Below are 15,615 nucleotides of genomic sequence, written 5' to 3' on the forward strand. Positions count from 1 at the left end.
CCGAAGGGGCGCTGGGGGTCCCCCCGGCCGAAGGCTGGGGGAGGAACTGCGCGACCAGCCACATACAGCCCGCACTCTCCGACGAAACCCGCACCACCTCGATGGGCCGGTCCCACCTCTCCGGTGGCGAGACCGGCCCATCTGCGTGAACCTGCCTTTGCCGGGCATACGCACCTCCGGCCGTCTCGGGAGGTAGGCACGTGAGCAGTACCCTCTTCAGGACCAAGAACGTCGAACAGTCCATCAAGGACACCGAGGAACCGGAGCACGCGCTCAGGAAGTCACTCTCGGCCCTGGACCTCACGGTCTTCGGCGTGGGCGTCATCATCGGCACCGGCATCTTCGTCCTGACCGGCACCGCCGCCAAGAACAACGCGGGCCCGGCGGTCGCCCTCTCCTTCGTGGTGGCCGGCATCGTCTGCGGCCTCGCCGCGCTCTGCTACGCCGAGTTCGCCTCCACCCTCCCGGTCGCCGGCTCCGCCTACACGTTCTCCTACGCCTCGCTCGGCGAGTTCCCCGCCTGGATCATCGGCTGGGACCTGGTGCTGGAGCTGGCGCTGGGCACGGCGGTGGTCGCCGTCGGCTGGTCCGGGTACATCCACTCGCTGCTCGACAACGCCGGCTGGCACCTCCCGGCGTACCTGAGCGGCAGGGACGGCGCCCACGGCTTCGGCTTCGACATCCTCGCCGCCGCCCTCGTCCTCGTGCTCACCGCGATCCTCGTCGTCGGCATGAAGCTGTCCGCCCGGGTCACCTCGGTCGTCGTCGCCATCAAGGTCGCCGTCGTGCTGGTCGTCATCATCGCGGGCGCCTTCTTCATCCACAGCGGCAACTACACCCCCTTCATCCCGCCGAAGGAGGCCGTGCCGGCCGGCGGCAACCTCAAGGCGCCGCTGATCCAGCTGATGATCGGCTGGGCGCCGTCCAACTTCGGTGTGATGGGCATCTTCACCGCCGCGTCCGTGGTCTTCTTCGCCTTCATCGGCTTCGACGTCGTCGCCACCGCCGCCGAGGAGACCCGCAACCCCCAGCGGGACGTGCCGCGCGGCATCATCGGCTCGCTCGTCATCTGCACCGCGCTCTACGTGGCCGTGGCCATCGTGGTGACCGGCATGCAGAAGTACAGCGAGCTGTCCGTGGACGCCCCGCTGGCCGACGCGTTCAAGGCCACCGGTCACCCCTGGTTCGCCGGTCTGATCAGCTTCGGCGCCGCCGTCGGCCTGACCACCGTGTGCATGATCCTGCTGCTCGGCCAGTCCCGGGTGTTCTTCGCGATGAGCCGGGACGGGCTGCTGCCCCGGTTCTTCTCGCACACCCACCCGAAGTTCCGCACCCCGTACCGGCCGACCATCCTGCTCGGTGTCGTCATCGCGATCGTCGCCGGCTTCACCAGCCTCAGCGAACTCGCCGAACTGGTGAACATCGGTACGCTCTTCGCGTTCATCGTCGTCGCGATCAGCGTGATCATCCTGCGCAACACCCGCCCCGACCTGGAGCGGTCCTTCCGCACCCCGTGGGTCCCGGTGCTGCCGATCGTGTCCGTGCTGGCCTCGCTGTGGCTGATGCTCAACCTGCCGGCCGAGACCTGGCTGCGGTTCGCCGTCTGGATGGTCATCGGCTTCGTCGTCTACTTCCTCTACGGCCGCTCGCACAGCCGTCTCGCCCAGCGGGAACGCACCCCGGCCGACGCTCCCTGACGACCGGGCTCGCCGCTCCTGCCCCGTATGTCCCGTCCGGAAGGGACCGCGGGGCCGGATAGCGTGCTCCCCATGCTTGCCGCGCCCCTCGCTTCGCCGCGGTCCGCAGTCGCCGGGAAGGGGTACTGGGCGCGGCTGCTGCCGCCGCTCGCCCTGCTGGCCTGCGTGACCCGGGTGCCGTCCTTCCTGCGCCCCCTGTGGAACCCGGACGAGGGCTATCTCGCCGTACAGGCGGAGATACTGGCGCGGGGCGGCCGGCTGTACGAGACCGTCGTGGACCGCAAGCCGCCGCTGCTGCCCTGGCTGTACGAGGGGCTGTTCGCGGTCTTCGGGTCCGGGTCCCTCGCCCCGGTCCGGGTCCTCGCCGTGCTCGCACAGCTGACCACCGCCGTACTGCTGGCCTCGCTCGCCCGCCGCCGCTGGGGCGACCACGCGGGCCGCACCGCCGGGGTGCTGTATCTGCTGGTCTCCGTGGGGCTCAACCCCGAGGACGCCCAGGCGGCCGGTTTCGAGGTGTTCATACTGCCGTGCACGGCGGCCGCGATGTGGTGTGCCGACCGCCGCCGCTGGGCCGCCGCCGGGACCGCCGTCGCCTGCGCCTTCCTCACCAAGCAGACCGGCGGCGCGGTGCTGCTGCCGGTGGTCTGCATGCTGCACCGGTACGGCCCGACGCGCGCCGCCACGCTGGGACTGGCCGCCGGCGCCGTGCTGCCGGTGCTGGGCGCGGCCCTGGTCACCGACCCGGCGGGCTTCGCCTTCTGGACGGTCACCGGCTCCGGCGCCTACGCCTCCTCCTTCACCGGCTCGGAACTGCACGTCCTGGCACGGGCGCTGACCAACACCGCGATCCTCGCCGCGGCCTGCGCCGGTCTGCTCCCGCCGGTCGCGCGCGCCCTGCGCATCGCCCGCACCGGGGCCGTCGACCTGTGGCTGTGGCTCGCCGCGTCGGCCGTCGCCGTCACCCTCGGCTGTCACTTCTTCGGCCACTACTTCCTGCAACTCACCCCGCCCCTGGCCCTGTTGGCCACGGCCGCGCTCCAGGTCCTGCCACGGGAACGGGCCATGACCGCCGTCCTCACCTCCTGCTGCGCCTGCGCCCTGTTCCTGGCCTGGGGGATGTTCGCGCCGCGCGGCGAGCTCGCGCACGCGCAGCGGCTCGCGCTCACCCTCGACCGCCGTACCGCGCCCGGCGACCGGGTGCTGGTCTGGGGCATGCACCCGGAGACGTACTGGCTGGCCGGCCGCACCCCCGCCACCCGCTACCTCACCGCCGGTCTCCTCACCAACTTCAGCGGCGGCCGGGACGGACCGCAGGTCGGCGAGAAGTACGCGGTCGAGGGCAGCTGGCCGGTCTTCCGCGCGGAGCTGGCCGCCCGCCCGCCGGCCTTGGTGATCGACGACTCCCGCGGGGGACCGTACGGCCCCGCCCGGCTGCCCGCCCTGCGCCGCTTCCTGGCGGCAGGCTACGAACAGGCGGGCGAGGTGGACGGCGCGGTCCTGTACGTCAGGGCGCCGGGGGAGTGACCCAGGGGCCGGCGCCGCGGTCAGTGCAGCAGGGCGCTCGGGCCGATCACTTCCGCCCCCAACTCCGTTACTCTGCGCCGTAGTTCGCGGTCGGCGGTGACGACGAGCCGGGGGCGGTGCGGCTCCCCGGCGGTCAGGTCAACGATCCGGTCGTCGCCGCTGCCGGGCGCCGACTCCACGCGTACCCCGGGCACCGACGCCACCCCGCGGGCCGCGCCCTCCACGACGAGCACCAGCTCCACCGGGGCGGGACGGCCGGGCAGCCCGCGCTCGGCGAGCCGGTCCCGGAGCCGTTCGGCGGCGCCCCTGCGGTCCCGCCACCAGCCGTCCGGCCGCGACCCGACGACGTTCGCACCGTCGACGATCACCAGCAGGGGAGCTTCGTCATCCATGCCCCCACCCTCGCACGCCGAGGGCCGCTCCACTGCCCCCTGCCTCGCACGCCGGGGGCCGTCCCACTGCGTCGCAGCCTGGCACGCCGGGGGTCGTCCCCCTGCGTCGCAGCCTGGCACGCCGGGGGTCGTCCCCCTGCGTCGCAGCCTGGCACGCCGGGGGCCGTCCCACTGCGTCGCAGCCTGGCACGCCGGGGGCCGTCCCACTGCGTCGCAGCCTGGCACGCCGGGGGCCGCCCCGCTGCGCCGCGCGGGCCCGCTTACAGTGATGCGGTGAACGGCGACTGGCTCCTCCGCGGCCGTGACGGCCGGCTCAGTGTCTACTTCCCGTCGGGCGACGCCGTGTGGTGCCGGGCGGAACGCGCCCCCGGCGGCCCCTGGGGCGCGCCCCGGCCGATGGGCGGCGACCAGCGGCTGTACCCCGGCTTCTCGGTGGGGCAGGGCGCGAACGGGTACGGTCACCTGGTCGCCTGGCGGCCCACCGTCAAGGGCGAGTCGGGTCTCGTCCACTCGACCCACTACCGTCCGCGTCTGGCCGCCATGGACTGGCAGTCGATCGGCCACCCGAGCAGGAAGGGCGACGTCACCGGAACCCCCGCGGTCGCGGTGGACGCGGCGGGCCGCGCCCATGTGTTCGTCCGCAACCGGGGGCGCGGGGTGAGCATGGTCGCCCAGAAGGAGAAGGGCGGCTGGGACCCCTGGCGCGACCTGAAGGGGCGGCTGGTCGAGGACGGACTCGCGGCGGTGACCGGGGAGTCCGGGTGCGTCGAGGTGTACGCGGCGGTACCCGACGGGATCGTGTACTGGCGTCAGGAGGAGGCGGGCAGGCCGCCCGTGCTCCAGGAGGCCCTGGAGGCGCCGGTCCGGCCGGGCACCCTCGCCGCCCTCGCCACCTCGCCGGCGAGCACGACCCTCTACTACACCGACCACTCCGGCGACCTCTGCGCCTGGCGCCCCGGCGGCAAGCCGCACGCCCTGCTGCCGTCCGCCGGACCCGGCCCGGTCGCGGCGGTCCGCTGCGAACTCGACGGCCACGACTGCACCCTGCTCGCCCAGCGCTCGGCGAGCGGCCGGGTGGCCTTCGCGGCCTATCCGACCGAGGACGAGCGGGCCGGTGCCTGGTGGTCGGAGTCGGGCCCGCAGCTCCCGGTGGACGCGACGGTCGCCCTGACCACGGACGAGGCCGGCCGCGTCACCGCGGCCAGCCTGTCCCCGGCCGGCGGCCGGCTCCTGCTGGCCCGTCGCAAGGACGAGCCGGGGCTGGCCCTGGAGGCCTGGAGCGAGGTCTGACCTGCCGTCAGTTCCCGCCCGTGGCAGGGGACTTCTTCGCCGACTCCGGGATCGTGGTGTCGGCGCGGATCGCCTTCCAGAGCGTGGCCGCCTGAGGTTCGGCGGCCACCACGCGGTTCGGGTCGACCTTGTCGTACGCCACCGGGAGCATGATCGTCTCCATGGTGGACGGGTTGACGCCGTTCAGGCTGCGGCCGAACTCCGCGAGCTTGGTGAGGGAGGCGAGTTCGGAGTCCGTGGTGAGCGCGGCGGTGAGCTTGTCGGCGATCTTGTACGCCTTGACCGGGCTGCCCAGCAGGTCCTGCTTCTGGATCTCCGCGAGCAGCGCGATCATGAACTGCTGCTGGAGGCCTATGCGGCCGAGGTCGCTGCCGTCGCCGATGCCGTGCCGGGTGCGGACGAACTCCAGGGACTGGGTGCCGTTCAGCCGGTGGGTGCCCTTGGTGAGGTCCAGGCCGCTGGAGGAGTCGTGGATGTCCTGGTCGACGGTGACGGTCACCCCGCCGATCGCGTCCACCAGCCCCTTGAAGCCGGCGAAGTCGACCTCGACGTAGTGGTCCATGCGGACCCCGGACATCTGCTCCACCGTCTTGACCACACAGGCCGGACCGACCTGGGAGTAGATGGAGTTGAACATCACACGCTTCGCCGAGGCGACCTGGGTGCCGTCCGCCTTGGTGCACTCGGGGCGCGTCACCAGGGTGTCGCGGGGGATGCTGACGGCGACGGCCTTCTTGCGGCCCTCGGGTATGTGCATCACCAGCGCGGTGTCCGAACGGGCGCCGGAGACGTTGCCGGTGTTCAGCTTCGCGTTGGCGCCGGCCCGTGAGTCGGAGCCCAGGATCAGGACGTTCTGGCCCGAGGTGGGCAGTTTCTCCGGCCGGTCGTCGCCGATCGACCGGTCGATGTCGACGCCCTTGATGTTGCCGTCGATCCCGCTGTAGAGCCAGTAACCGGTACCCGCCCCGGCGAGGACCAGCACGGCCAGGGAGAGCAGGATCCAGCGTCCGGTCCGGCGCCTGCCGGTGCGCCCGCGCTTGCGGCCGCGCCCCCCGCCGCGCGGTGGCGCGGTGCCGGTCTCGGCGTCGGCGGAGGACGGCGTCGATACGTGGCTCATCCTGGTTCGAGTCCTCAGGTGTCGTGCCCCGGAGGGCGAATGCGGTGGCGTGGGGACTCGGGTGGGGGGAGGGCCGGTCCGTGATCTGCCGGATGACGTTGCACTATAGACACCCCGCCCGGACAGTTGTGCGGTCGGAGTGACGAAAACATGAATGCGGACCATCGGGCGGGTGACTTTCAGGGAGGCCCGGGAGGCGGTCGGCGCCGACGGCGGAGTGCCGGCGGACGAGGAGGAGGGGGCACCGGATGGGGGCCAGGACCGGACGCGCCGGACGCGGACGCGGCGGCGCGCCGCGAGGGGACGCGGGCCGTGCGCCGTACGAAGGCCCCCGAGCCGTCGGTGTCGTGGACGGCCGATGGCTCGTCGGCGGTCGCGACGGCAGGCTCACCGCCTACGCGCGCGCCGACGGCGGGCTGCTGCGCTGGACGGAGGAGCGCCCGGGTGGCCCGGAGTGGACCGGACCGGACTTCTTCGCCGCCCCCGGGGTCACGGATGTCTCGGCCGGCCAGGGAGCCGACGGCTACGTGCACCTGGTGGCCCGGCGGGAGCCGGGCGGCGCCGCCCCGGTCGACATCGTGCACGCGGTGCAGTACCAGACCGGCCGGCCCGTCACCGAGTGGCGCTCGATGGGCAATCCCGGCCGGACCCCGGAGCGGGCGGCGCTGGTGGGGGCTCCGGTCGCGGCCGTGAGCGCGTCGGGGCGGGTGCATGTGTTCGTCCGCAACGCGGGCGGCGGGGTCTGCCTGCGCCGGGAGGCGCCGGACGGGCGCTGGGAGCCCTGGCGGGACCTGCGGGGCGGTGGTGTCCGCGCGGGCATGACGGCCACCGCCACCGGCAGCGGCCGGATCGAGCTGTTCGTGCCGGGTGAGGGATCCGCGATGCACTGGTCCCAGTCCGCGCCGGACGGCGAGCCGGAGCGCCGCCCCAACCTGGGCGTCGCCGCGGCCGAGGGCAGTCCCGTCGTGCTGGAGACCGCCCCGGAACGGATGACCTTCTACTGGACGGACCTGGCGACGGACGGGATCGTCGCGCACCGTCCCGGCAGTTGGGTCATCCCGTTGGGCGGGGGGCCCGCGGCCGGCCGGATCGCGGCCCTGCGCACCGCTCTCGACGGGTACGACTGCACGGTGCTGGCCGTCCGCGACCGGGCCGGGGAGATCTCGCTCGCGGCCTTCGGGACGGAGAACGAGGGCGGCGGGGTGTGGTGGTCGCCCACGGGGGAGCGGTCCGCGCACGCTCCCGCGCTGGCCCGGGACGCGCACGGGCGCGTGGTCCTCGCCTTCCTGGACGAGGCGGGCGGGCTGCGCGTGGCGCGCCAGTCGGACGAGGCCGGACTGGTGATGGGGCGGTCCGTCCCGGTGTGACCGGGTAACGGTGCATGGCTGGTTAAAATGTAAGTGACACGTATCTCACAGGTATGAAAACGTATAGACAATGACTTGGCAAAGATGTGAAGATCCGGTGGCCTGATCCCTTCGTCCAGAAGTGAACGTCAGGTGAGTGAATCGTTTTCGGGGGCATGAGGGGGGTCTCAGCCCTTGCTTCATGGTGCTGAGGAGTCTGAGTGAGCCCGGGTAATCCTGAGGCCAGTGCGCTCGTTGCCACGTACAGGTCGCTGGTGCCGGTGCGGGCCCGCCGACGTATCGTCCGCCGGATCCCCCGGCCGCTGCGCCAGGGGGTGATGCGGTTCCTGACGACGGCCGACGCGATGCGCGGCGCCCTGGCCAGGATCGCCCTGCGAGGGGCCCGCGGCCCCGCCGGGCGCGGCGCGGGGGAAACCCTGCGAGTGGTCCGCCTCGACGGACAGCACGTACGGGCCATGGTCGTGCCCGGTGCCACCGAATGGGCCGCGAGGGCGCGCAACCTCCATCTGCTCGTGGCCATCCTCGAAGAGGCCGAGATCGAGTACTTCGCCGTGCGCGGCACGGGAGGAATCGTTCCTTCAGTGGCGGTGCCGGCGGCGTTCCGCGAGGACGTCGAGGAGATCCTCCAACTCGTCTGCAGCCGTGACCCCGGCTACGTCCGCGCCGCTTCCGGCGGCCAGCCCCGCGCCGGGTCCTCCGCGCAGACCTGGCGGAAACTGCGGTCGCAGAAGGTGCTGAACGTGGCCTGGGTCGTGTGCGACCCCACCGAGAACCTCGTCTTCGGCCACGACTCCGGCTGTGACCTGGAGTTCTGGGCGGAGGAGGACGGCGAACTCGTCGCCCCCCGCCCCAACTCCGTGATCACCACCACCCCGGTGAACGGCGAACGCCGGCTCGCCGAACAGCGCCTGTTCAGCCCCGTGCCGTTCCTCTACGGCACCGGGCAGACCCGTACGCTGCCCGAGTTCACGGCCGCCCTGATCGGCGACCACCGCTACCCGATCGACATCGTCTACACCTGGGTCGACGACTCCGACCCGGCCTGGCGGGCGAGCAAGGCCGCCGCGCGCCAGTGGGCCGACGGCTCCGCGCCGCTGCACGAGCAGGCCGACAACGACGCCCGGTACACCAGCCGCGACGAGCTGCGGTACTCCCTGCGCTCGATTCACCAGTTCGTGCCCTGGGTGCGCAACATCTTCCTGGTGACGGCGGGGCAGGTGCCCGCCTGGCTCGACACCGAGTACCCGGGCCTGCGGGTGGTGGATCACCGCGAGATCTTCTCCGACCCCCGCGCCCTGCCGACCTTCAACTCCCACGCCATCGAGAGCCAGCTGCACCACATACCGGACCTCGCGGAGCACTTCCTCTACCTGAACGACGACGTGTTCTTCGGACGGCCCGTCCGCCCCGAGCAGTTCTTCCATCCCAATGGCCTGACCAAGTTCTTCATGTCCAAGGCGCTGATCCCGTCCGGCCAGATCTCCCCCGACGACCTCCCGGTGAACGCCGCGGGCAAGAACAGCCGGGGCCTGATCGCCCAGCAGTTCGGCACGGTCATCTCGCAGAAGATGAAGCACACCCCGCACGCCCTCAGACGCTCCGTCCTCAGCGAGATCGAGCAGGTCTACGCGCGTGCGCACTGGGTCACCCAGCACTCGCGTTTCCGCTCCCCGCACGACACCCCCGTCGCCTCGTCGCTGCACCACTACTACGCCTACCACTCGGCCAGGGCCACGGTCGGCGACCTGCGCTACGTCTACATCGACATCGGCGACCAGCGCGCCCAGCAGCGGCTCGACCGGCTGGCGGCCCGCCGTGACTTCGACACCTTCTGCATCAACGACACGGTCGTCCCGGAGGACCGGGACGCGCAGGCGCGCATGGTCGCCCGGTTCCTCGACGCCTACTTCCCGGTGCCCAGCCCCTACGAGCTCACCGACCGGGCCCTGTCCCCGGCGAGACACGAGGTCGAGCAGGGGGTCGCCGCCCGATGAGCGCGCGCCGCCGTCTCCTCCCCGCCGTCCGCCGACGCGCGGCGGCCCGGCTCGCCCGGCCCCGCGCCTGGCTGATGAACCGGCTCTTCCTGCCCCGGCGGGCCGGCCGTACCGCACGCCTGCGCTATGCCGCCGTACTGGACGGCCAGACCGTCAACCTGCACGCCGAGCTGCCCCGTTCGGTGACCGAAGCGGACCACGCCGAGATCGTCGTACAGCGCCGGCGCCGCCGGCACCGGGTCCCCGCCCGGGTCTACGCCGGACGCGACGGCCGGCTCCTCGTCGACGCGGCGGTGCTGCTGGGCTCCGGGACCCGGGGAGTGCCCGTCACGCCGGGGCGCTGGAAACTGCGCCTGAACGTGGGCACCGGACGCCGGACCCGCCAGTTCCCGCTGCTGCTGGCGGAGTTGACCAGACCCCCGACCGGGACGACCGGGCCCATGACGTCCTCGCCGGTCACCGCCGACCGCTACCGGCTCGGCCGGACCGTCCGCGGTGACGCACGCGTGGTGTACGCCAAGGCACGGCCCGCCGCCGAGGTGGTCAACGTGCACATCGAACACGCGCGCATCGAGGTCGACCTGCGCCTGCTCGGAGTCGGCTCCGACGCCAGGCTGGCCGAGTTCGTCGCCGCCGGACGCAGTGTGAAGCGTCCGCTCGACGAGGTGGAACCCGGCGTGTGGCGGGTGGACGTACCGCTGGCCGAGATGGTTCCGGCCGGGAGCCGGCGCGTGCACTGGGACGTCCTGGTCCACACGGACGCCCACGCCCCCCTGCGTCTCGGCCGGCGGCTGCACGACGTCCAGGCACCGGGCCGGGTGTTCGCGATGCGCAAGATACTCGTGTCACCGCGCCGCGACACCCTGATGATGATCGAACCCCGCTACACACCTGCCGGGAACCTGCGGTTCACCTGCGGTGACGGTGCCGGGGCGGAGTAGAGGAACCCATGAGAATCGCCTTCCTGCTGACCCAGGCCGACGTGCTGGGCGGCGAGGAGCGAGCCGTGCTCGGTCACGCCGGCGCGCTCGCCGACCGGCACGAGGTCAGCGTCATCAGCGTCTTCAAGGCGCGTCGGCGGCGCTTCACACCCCCCGACCCCCGGGTGTCGGTCGGGTTCCTCGTCGAGGCGCTCCAGCACCGGCCCGTACGCCGCTCGACCCTGGACGCCGCCACCGGCCAGGCGCTGAGCGCGGTCCCCAGCGAGGTCGTCGAACGCCGCTGGGACGACCGCTTCCACCGGCTCGCCGACATCGAGATCGAGTACGCGCTCCAGAACACCGACGCCGACGTCCTCGTCACCACCTCGCCGGCGCTGCTCGCCTACGCCGCGCGGTTCGCCCCGCCGCACGTCCTCACGGTCCACTACGAACTGAGCGCACCGGAGGTGGCCGGCCCCGCCGCCGAACCCCTCCTCCGGCACATCACGCGCTGCGACGCGGTGGCGCTGGCGTGCGCCCGCTCCCACGAGTGGTACACCGAGACGTTCGGCGCCGGCGCCCCGCCGCTCGCGGTGATCCCGCCCGCGCTCGCGGAGGGGTTCCGGCCCCGCTCCACACTGGAGACCCGGATGGTGACCCTGGCCGCCCGGCTGGAGGAGCGCTCCGGAATCGCCGACGCCCTGACCGCCTGGGCACAGGTCAACCCGCTCCACCCCACCTGGGTCCTGCGGATCATAGGTGACGGCCCGCTCGGCAACCGGCTCACCGGCCGCCGGGACCAACTCGGCCTGCACGGAACCGTCCAGTTCGTGGGGGAGGCACCGCCCAGCCTCGCCGAGGAGTGGGCCAAGGCCAGCATCGCCCTGAGCACCGCGACCGAGGACGCCGTCGGACTGGCGCTGCGCGAGGCCCAGGCCGCCGGGGTGCCCGTACTGGCGTACGACAGCCCCAACGCTCCCCGGGAGATCGTGTACGAGGGGCGCACCGGCCTGCTCACCACCCCGGGCGACACGGACGCGCTGGCCACCGCCCTGCGGAACCTGATCGAGAACACCGAGATGCGCCAGGGCATGGGCCGGCTCGCCGCCGAAGCAGCCCTGCGGTTCACCGCCGGGGACCAGTGGGACACCCTGTTCACCACGCTCGAGACGGACCGGGCGAGCGGCCGCCGCGCCACGCTGAAGGCCGAGCGGATCGCCGCGCACGCCCTCGTCGCCGGTGCGGGCGGCCAGGCCAGGGCCGCGGCCGCCGCCCCGCGCAGCACCCAGCACTCCAGCCGGCTCCAGGGAACCGAGGAGCGGCTCCTCAAGGAGCACGCCGGTCTGGTGCGCGACGGCGGACAGGTGTGCCGCCTGATCGACGCGGAGACCCCTTTCGACACCGTCCAGGCCAACCTGGCGATGACGGCCGCCGCGCTGGAGGCGGCCCGCATCCCGTACTTCGTCTCCCGGACCACGAAGGTGCGGCACACCGTCGCCGTGCACGCCGACCACCGGGAGGCCGTCCTCAAGGCACTGGCCCAGCACTTCAAGAAGCAGGCCGTGTACATGGCACTGCTCAACGACGCCGACGCCTCCGTCGCCACCACACTCGCCGGACTCGCCACCGAGTACCTGCGCACGGAGTGTTCCGGAGTACGGGTCTACCAGAGCGTCGTCACCCCGTCCCGCACCCTGCGGCTCGGGGCGGCCTACGGCTGTACCGTCGCGTTCTGGGAGGACGACCCGGAGGACGCCGACACCATCGTCTCCCCCTTCCGCACCCTGATCGGCTCGAAGGTGCCCAAGGGCGCGCTGCGCCGGGTGCCGATGGCCCTGGGCGGGCGCCAGTACCCGACGCTGGAAGCGTTCGCGGGCACCCTGCACCACGACATCGCGTTCCCGGTCGACGCCGTCTACACCTGGGTCGACGGCGCCGACGTCTCGTGGCTGGAGCGCAAGAACGCGGTGCTGGCCGCCAAGGGCATCGAGACGGAGGACGCGGCCACCAGCGCCGCCCGCTTCCGCAACCGCGACGAACTGCGGTACTCGCTGCGGTCCCTGGACACGTACGCCCCGTGGATCAGGAACATCTACATCGTGACGGACCGCCAGGTCCCGGCGTGGCTCGACCCCCACCACCCGAGGGTCCGCGTGGTCGACCACACCGAGATCTTCGGCGGCGAGGGGGCGCTGCCCACGTACAACTCGCACGCCATCGAGAGCCGGCTGCACCACATCGACGGACTGGCCGAGCACTTCCTGTACTTCAACGACGACGTCTTCGCCGCCCGCCCCATCCAGCCCAGCCTGTTCTTCCTGGGCAACGGCCAGTCCAAGCACTTCATGTCGTCGAACGCCATCCCGATGAGCCCCATCACGGAGGGCGACGAGTTCAGCCGCATGGCGGCCAAGAACAACCGGCAGCTGGTGGCCTGGATGTTCGGCCGGACGCTCGTCAACTCCTTCATCCACGCCCCGCACCCGTTGCGCCGCAGTGTCATGTACGACCTGGAGAAGCAGTTCCCGGACGCGCTGCGCAACACCGCCCGCAACCAGCTGCGCGACCCGTCGGACGTGTCCGTCGCCTCGTCGCTGCACCACTACTTCGGCTACTACACGGGCCGCAGCGTGCCGGGCGGCATCTCCAGCGGGTTCGTCAACGTCGGCCTCAGCGAGCAGGTGAAGAAGCTCAACCACCTCCTCGCCGAGCGGGCCAACGACGTCTTCTGCCTCAACGACTTCCACGACGGCGACATCTCCGAGGACGAGCAGGACGCCACGCTGGCCGCGTTCCTGCCCAGCTACTTCCCGATAGCCAGCCAGTTCGAGGCGGGCTCGCCCCGCAACCAGCTCTTCCACGCGGGGCGCCTGCCCGGCTGGCCGCTCTGAGAGGCACCATGAACAAGTTCTGCATCCTGGGCAACTCCGTGGCGACCTCCCGCAGACCCGAAGAGGCGCCCATGGCCGGCTGGGGCCAGTACCTCGACGAGTTCCTCGCCGGCCGTCACGAGGTCAAGAACTACGCCCGTGACGCGATGACCGCGCGCTCCTACTACACCGAGCGGCTGGCGAGCCTGCTCAACTCACTCGTCCCCGGCGACGTCGTGGCCATCGACTTCGGCGCCGTCGAACAGCGCGTCAACGTGCCGCTGCGCTACCACAGCCCCCGCGAGTTCGGTGAGTTCCTCCGGCTCTACGTGGACGCGATCCGCGGCGAGGGAGCCGTACCGCTGCTGCTCACCCCGACGGCACGCTGCGTCTACGACGTCCAGGGCAACGTCCTGAACACCCATGACGTCTACCCGGACGTGATCCGTGAGGTCGCCGCCGCGACGGGCGCCGACCTGATCGACCTGAACCACTACACCACGCAGTTGCTGCAGGAACTCGGCCCCACCCGGGCGCGGGGACTCTTCCGCTGGACCGACCCGGGCGAGCACCCCCACCACCCCGAGGGCATCGTCGACTCCACGCACTTCAGCGAGGCCGGCGCCCGCGAAGTGGCCCGCATCCTCTGCTCCGCGCTCCTGCACGCCCGTACCCTGCCGCCCGGCCTCGTCAACCCCGACAGCCTCGGACCGGGTGAGTACCCGCCGGTGACCGCCGAGTTCACGGTCGCCAACCCCGAGTCCGTGCTCTACGGCGGCAACCAGATCACCGGCCCGGCACCCACGATCGCCGCACCCACCGCCTCGAAGATCGTCAGCCCGCTGCAGAAGTTCACCGGCACGGCCCCGCCCGGCACGTCCTACCTGCTGTTCTTCGAGAACGGCGGCTACCTCGGCGGCACCGCCGTCGGCCCTGCCGGCACCTGGCAGTGGCGCCGGGCGGTCAGCTGGCCCGGCGGCGACCACCTGCTCCAGGCGGTCGGACTGACCGAGAGCGGCGTGACCGAGGTCGCGTCGGTGCCCTTCACCGTCTGGGACCACGTCGAGCCCCCGGTCGTCCTCGGCCCCCGGGAGGGTGCCTTCAGCGGCCCGCGGCCGCGTTTCTCCGGCACCGCGGACCACGGCGTGACCAAGGTGATGCTCCTCGAAGGCGGCCGGCTGATCGCCGAGGCGCCGGTGCGCGACGACGGCACCTGGAGCGTGCGCCATCCGCACGACTGGAAGCCCGGCACCTACCAGGTCGACTTCGTTTCGGTGTTCAGTGCCCTGCACTCCCGGCCGGCCTCCCTGGGGCTGCGGATCCACGGCATCCCGGAGGGCCACTGGATCCGGGAGTCCGCGACCCGCGCCCGCGAGACCTGCGGGGACGAGAAGTGCGAGCACCTGCCGTTCCACGGGCGCTGGTGACCGGACCCGGCCGGGGGATCAGGGCAGCCGCAGCCGTACCGTGCCGACGAGAACCCGGTGGTCGGAACACCGGATGAGCCCCCGGCACGAGGTGGGGACGGCCAGGGCGACGGCCCCGTACGGTCCGGCCAGCCGTGACTCGCGGACGAAGATCTCATCGATCTTGGCGCGGCCCCCGCAGGGCGGCGCGCTGCCGGGACTGCCCAGCGCGGTCCACTCCCCGTACCCCGGGCAGTGGGCCTTGTCCGCGTCGTCCAGCTCGCGGTGGCTGCCCGTGTTGGCGGGGTTGGCGGCCGTGGACGCGGAGGGCGCGTAGAACGGGTTCAGCCGGGCGTAGTCGGGCTGGGCGTTGAAGTCGCCGGCGATGATGTAGGCCTGACCGGCCGCGTCGAAACCGTCGAGGACCGCCAGGACCGCCCGGAGCTGTCGGACGTTGTCGGGAACGCCGGAGCGCACGGCGTTGCTGGTGGTGATGTGCACGGTGCAGAACTTCAGCCGGGGCTCGTCCCGCGGCGCGGCGCACAGGAGCCTGCGGTGCTCCGCGGTGCCGTCGGACGGCAGGGCGTACTCCCGCGTGGCGCCGAGCGGAGCCCTGCTGAACAGGGCGATGCCGTAGTCGCCCGTGCCCCCGCACAGTCCGGGCGACGCGGCACGCGTGGTGGCGAAGCGGGCGAAGGTCCCGGGGCCTTCGGGCCACCCGCGCTCGACGAGGAGCTTCTTCATCCTGTCGAACTGTGTGCGGCAGACCTCGTTGAGCGAGACGAAGTCCGCCTCGCGGTTGCGTATCGAGTCGACGGCGGCCTCGGCCAGTCCGTCGTCGGCGGCGCCGTGGTGCAGGGCGTTCCCCGCGATGTTCCAGTGCCAGACGCGGAACGTGCGGTCGGTGTCCTCGGGCCGGCCCGACCACGAGAGGGCCGCGGCCAGCGCGGCGAGCGCCACCACGACGGCGAGCAGCGTCCCGCGACGGGACACCGGAACCCTGGGCTTGTGAACTGTTCTCATGACACCCGGTATTTT

11 protein-coding genes are annotated in these 15,615 nt (G+C 72.3%); 8 read left to right on the forward strand and 3 right to left on the reverse strand.

The window, feature by feature from the left end:
* Positions 1 to 200 precede the first annotated feature (200 nt).
* Both MB828_RS04195 and MB828_RS04200 read left to right on the forward strand, forming a co-directional pair.
* Positions 201 to 1,697 (forward strand): amino acid permease, encoded by a 1,497-nt coding sequence (locus MB828_RS04195; RefSeq protein WP_301646967.1) that lies wholly within the window; start codon positions 201 to 203, stop codon positions 1,695 to 1,697.
* Between the two features lie 72 nt (positions 1,698 to 1,769).
* A complete protein-coding gene (locus tag MB828_RS04200) occupies positions 1,770 to 3,221 on the forward strand; it encodes an ArnT family glycosyltransferase (protein WP_301646968.1) in 1,452 nt (483 codons plus the stop codon).
* 20 nt (positions 3,222 to 3,241) lie between these two features.
* Here the strand turns inward: MB828_RS04200 and MB828_RS04205 are convergent, their stop codons facing one another.
* Positions 3,242 to 3,613 (reverse strand): NTP pyrophosphohydrolase, encoded by a 372-nt coding sequence (locus MB828_RS04205; protein ID WP_301646969.1) that lies wholly within the window; start codon positions 3,611 to 3,613, stop codon positions 3,242 to 3,244.
* Between the two features lie 273 nt (positions 3,614 to 3,886).
* Here MB828_RS04205 and MB828_RS04210 point away from each other — a divergent pair, with 273 nt between their 5' ends.
* Positions 3,887 to 4,903: a hypothetical protein gene (locus MB828_RS04210; RefSeq protein ID WP_301646970.1), complete on the forward strand. Its 1,017-nt coding sequence runs from the start codon at positions 3,887 to 3,889 to the stop codon at positions 4,901 to 4,903.
* 7 nt (positions 4,904 to 4,910) lie between these two features.
* Here MB828_RS04210 and MB828_RS04215 read toward each other — a convergent pair whose 3' ends face one another.
* The gene (locus tag MB828_RS04215) at positions 4,911 to 6,020 is read right to left on the reverse strand and encodes an LCP family protein (protein WP_301646971.1); all 1,110 of its coding nucleotides are present in this window, start codon (positions 6,018 to 6,020) and stop codon (positions 4,911 to 4,913) included.
* A 248-nt stretch (positions 6,021 to 6,268) separates the two neighbouring features.
* On the opposite strand from MB828_RS04215, the gene MB828_RS04220 reads away from it, so the two are divergent.
* The 5 genes from MB828_RS04220 to MB828_RS04240 all read left to right on the forward strand — a co-directional run bounded on the left by MB828_RS04220 (position 6,269) and on the right by MB828_RS04240 (position 14,598).
* A complete protein-coding gene (locus MB828_RS04220; RefSeq protein ID WP_301646972.1) occupies positions 6,269 to 7,387 on the forward strand; it encodes a hypothetical protein in 1,119 nt (372 codons plus the stop codon).
* A 317-nt stretch (positions 7,388 to 7,704) separates the two neighbouring features.
* Entirely contained in the window at positions 7,705 to 9,381 is a 1,677-nt protein-coding gene (locus MB828_RS04225; protein ID WP_301647046.1) for a stealth family protein, read from the forward strand.
* Positions 9,378 to 10,322, forward strand: coding sequence for a hypothetical protein (locus tag MB828_RS04230; protein WP_301646973.1), 945 nt, complete (start codon positions 9,378 to 9,380; stop codon positions 10,320 to 10,322). Before MB828_RS04225 ends, MB828_RS04230 begins: the two co-directional genes overlap by 4 nt.
* An 8-nt stretch (positions 10,323 to 10,330) precedes the next feature.
* Positions 10,331 to 13,192: a stealth conserved region 3 domain-containing protein gene (locus MB828_RS04235; protein ID WP_301646974.1), complete on the forward strand. Its 2,862-nt coding sequence runs from the start codon at positions 10,331 to 10,333 to the stop codon at positions 13,190 to 13,192.
* An 8-nt stretch (positions 13,193 to 13,200) separates the two neighbouring features.
* Positions 13,201 to 14,598 (forward strand): hypothetical protein, encoded by a 1,398-nt coding sequence (locus MB828_RS04240; protein WP_301646975.1) that lies wholly within the window; start codon positions 13,201 to 13,203, stop codon positions 14,596 to 14,598.
* A gap of 18 nt (positions 14,599 to 14,616) precedes the next feature.
* Here the strand turns inward: MB828_RS04240 and MB828_RS04245 are convergent, their stop codons facing one another.
* Positions 14,617 to 15,600: an endonuclease/exonuclease/phosphatase family protein gene (locus MB828_RS04245; RefSeq protein WP_301646976.1), complete on the reverse strand. Its 984-nt coding sequence runs from the start codon at positions 15,598 to 15,600 to the stop codon at positions 14,617 to 14,619.
* Between the last annotated feature and the right edge of the window lie 15 nt (positions 15,601 to 15,615).

Origin of the sequence: Streptomyces arenae, from assembly GCF_022343545.1 — a bacterium.
In the GTDB taxonomy this organism is placed as follows: domain Bacteria; phylum Actinomycetota; class Actinomycetes; order Streptomycetales; family Streptomycetaceae; genus Streptomyces; species Streptomyces humi.

Coding starts and splice junctions, on each gene's coding strand:
- MB828_RS04200 (WP_301646968.1), top strand. CDS start 1,770: ATGCTTGCCGCGCCCCTCGCTTCGCCGCGGTCCGCAGTCGCCGGGAAG.
- MB828_RS04205 (WP_301646969.1), bottom strand. CDS start 3,613: ATGGATGACGAAGCTCCCCTGCTGGTGATCGTCGACGGTGCGAACGTC.
- MB828_RS04215 (WP_301646971.1), bottom strand. CDS start 6,020: ATGAGCCACGTATCGACGCCGTCCTCCGCCGACGCCGAGACCGGCACC.
- MB828_RS04220 (WP_301646972.1), top strand. CDS start 6,269: ATGGGGGCCAGGACCGGACGCGCCGGACGCGGACGCGGCGGCGCGCCG.
- MB828_RS04225 (WP_301647046.1), top strand. CDS start 7,705: ATGCGGTTCCTGACGACGGCCGACGCGATGCGCGGCGCCCTGGCCAGG.
- MB828_RS04230 (WP_301646973.1), top strand. CDS start 9,378: ATGAGCGCGCGCCGCCGTCTCCTCCCCGCCGTCCGCCGACGCGCGGCG.
- MB828_RS04235 (WP_301646974.1), top strand. CDS start 10,331: ATGAGAATCGCCTTCCTGCTGACCCAGGCCGACGTGCTGGGCGGCGAG.
- MB828_RS04240 (WP_301646975.1), top strand. CDS start 13,201: ATGAACAAGTTCTGCATCCTGGGCAACTCCGTGGCGACCTCCCGCAGA.
- MB828_RS04245 (WP_301646976.1), bottom strand. CDS start 15,600: ATGAGAACAGTTCACAAGCCCAGGGTTCCGGTGTCCCGTCGCGGGACG.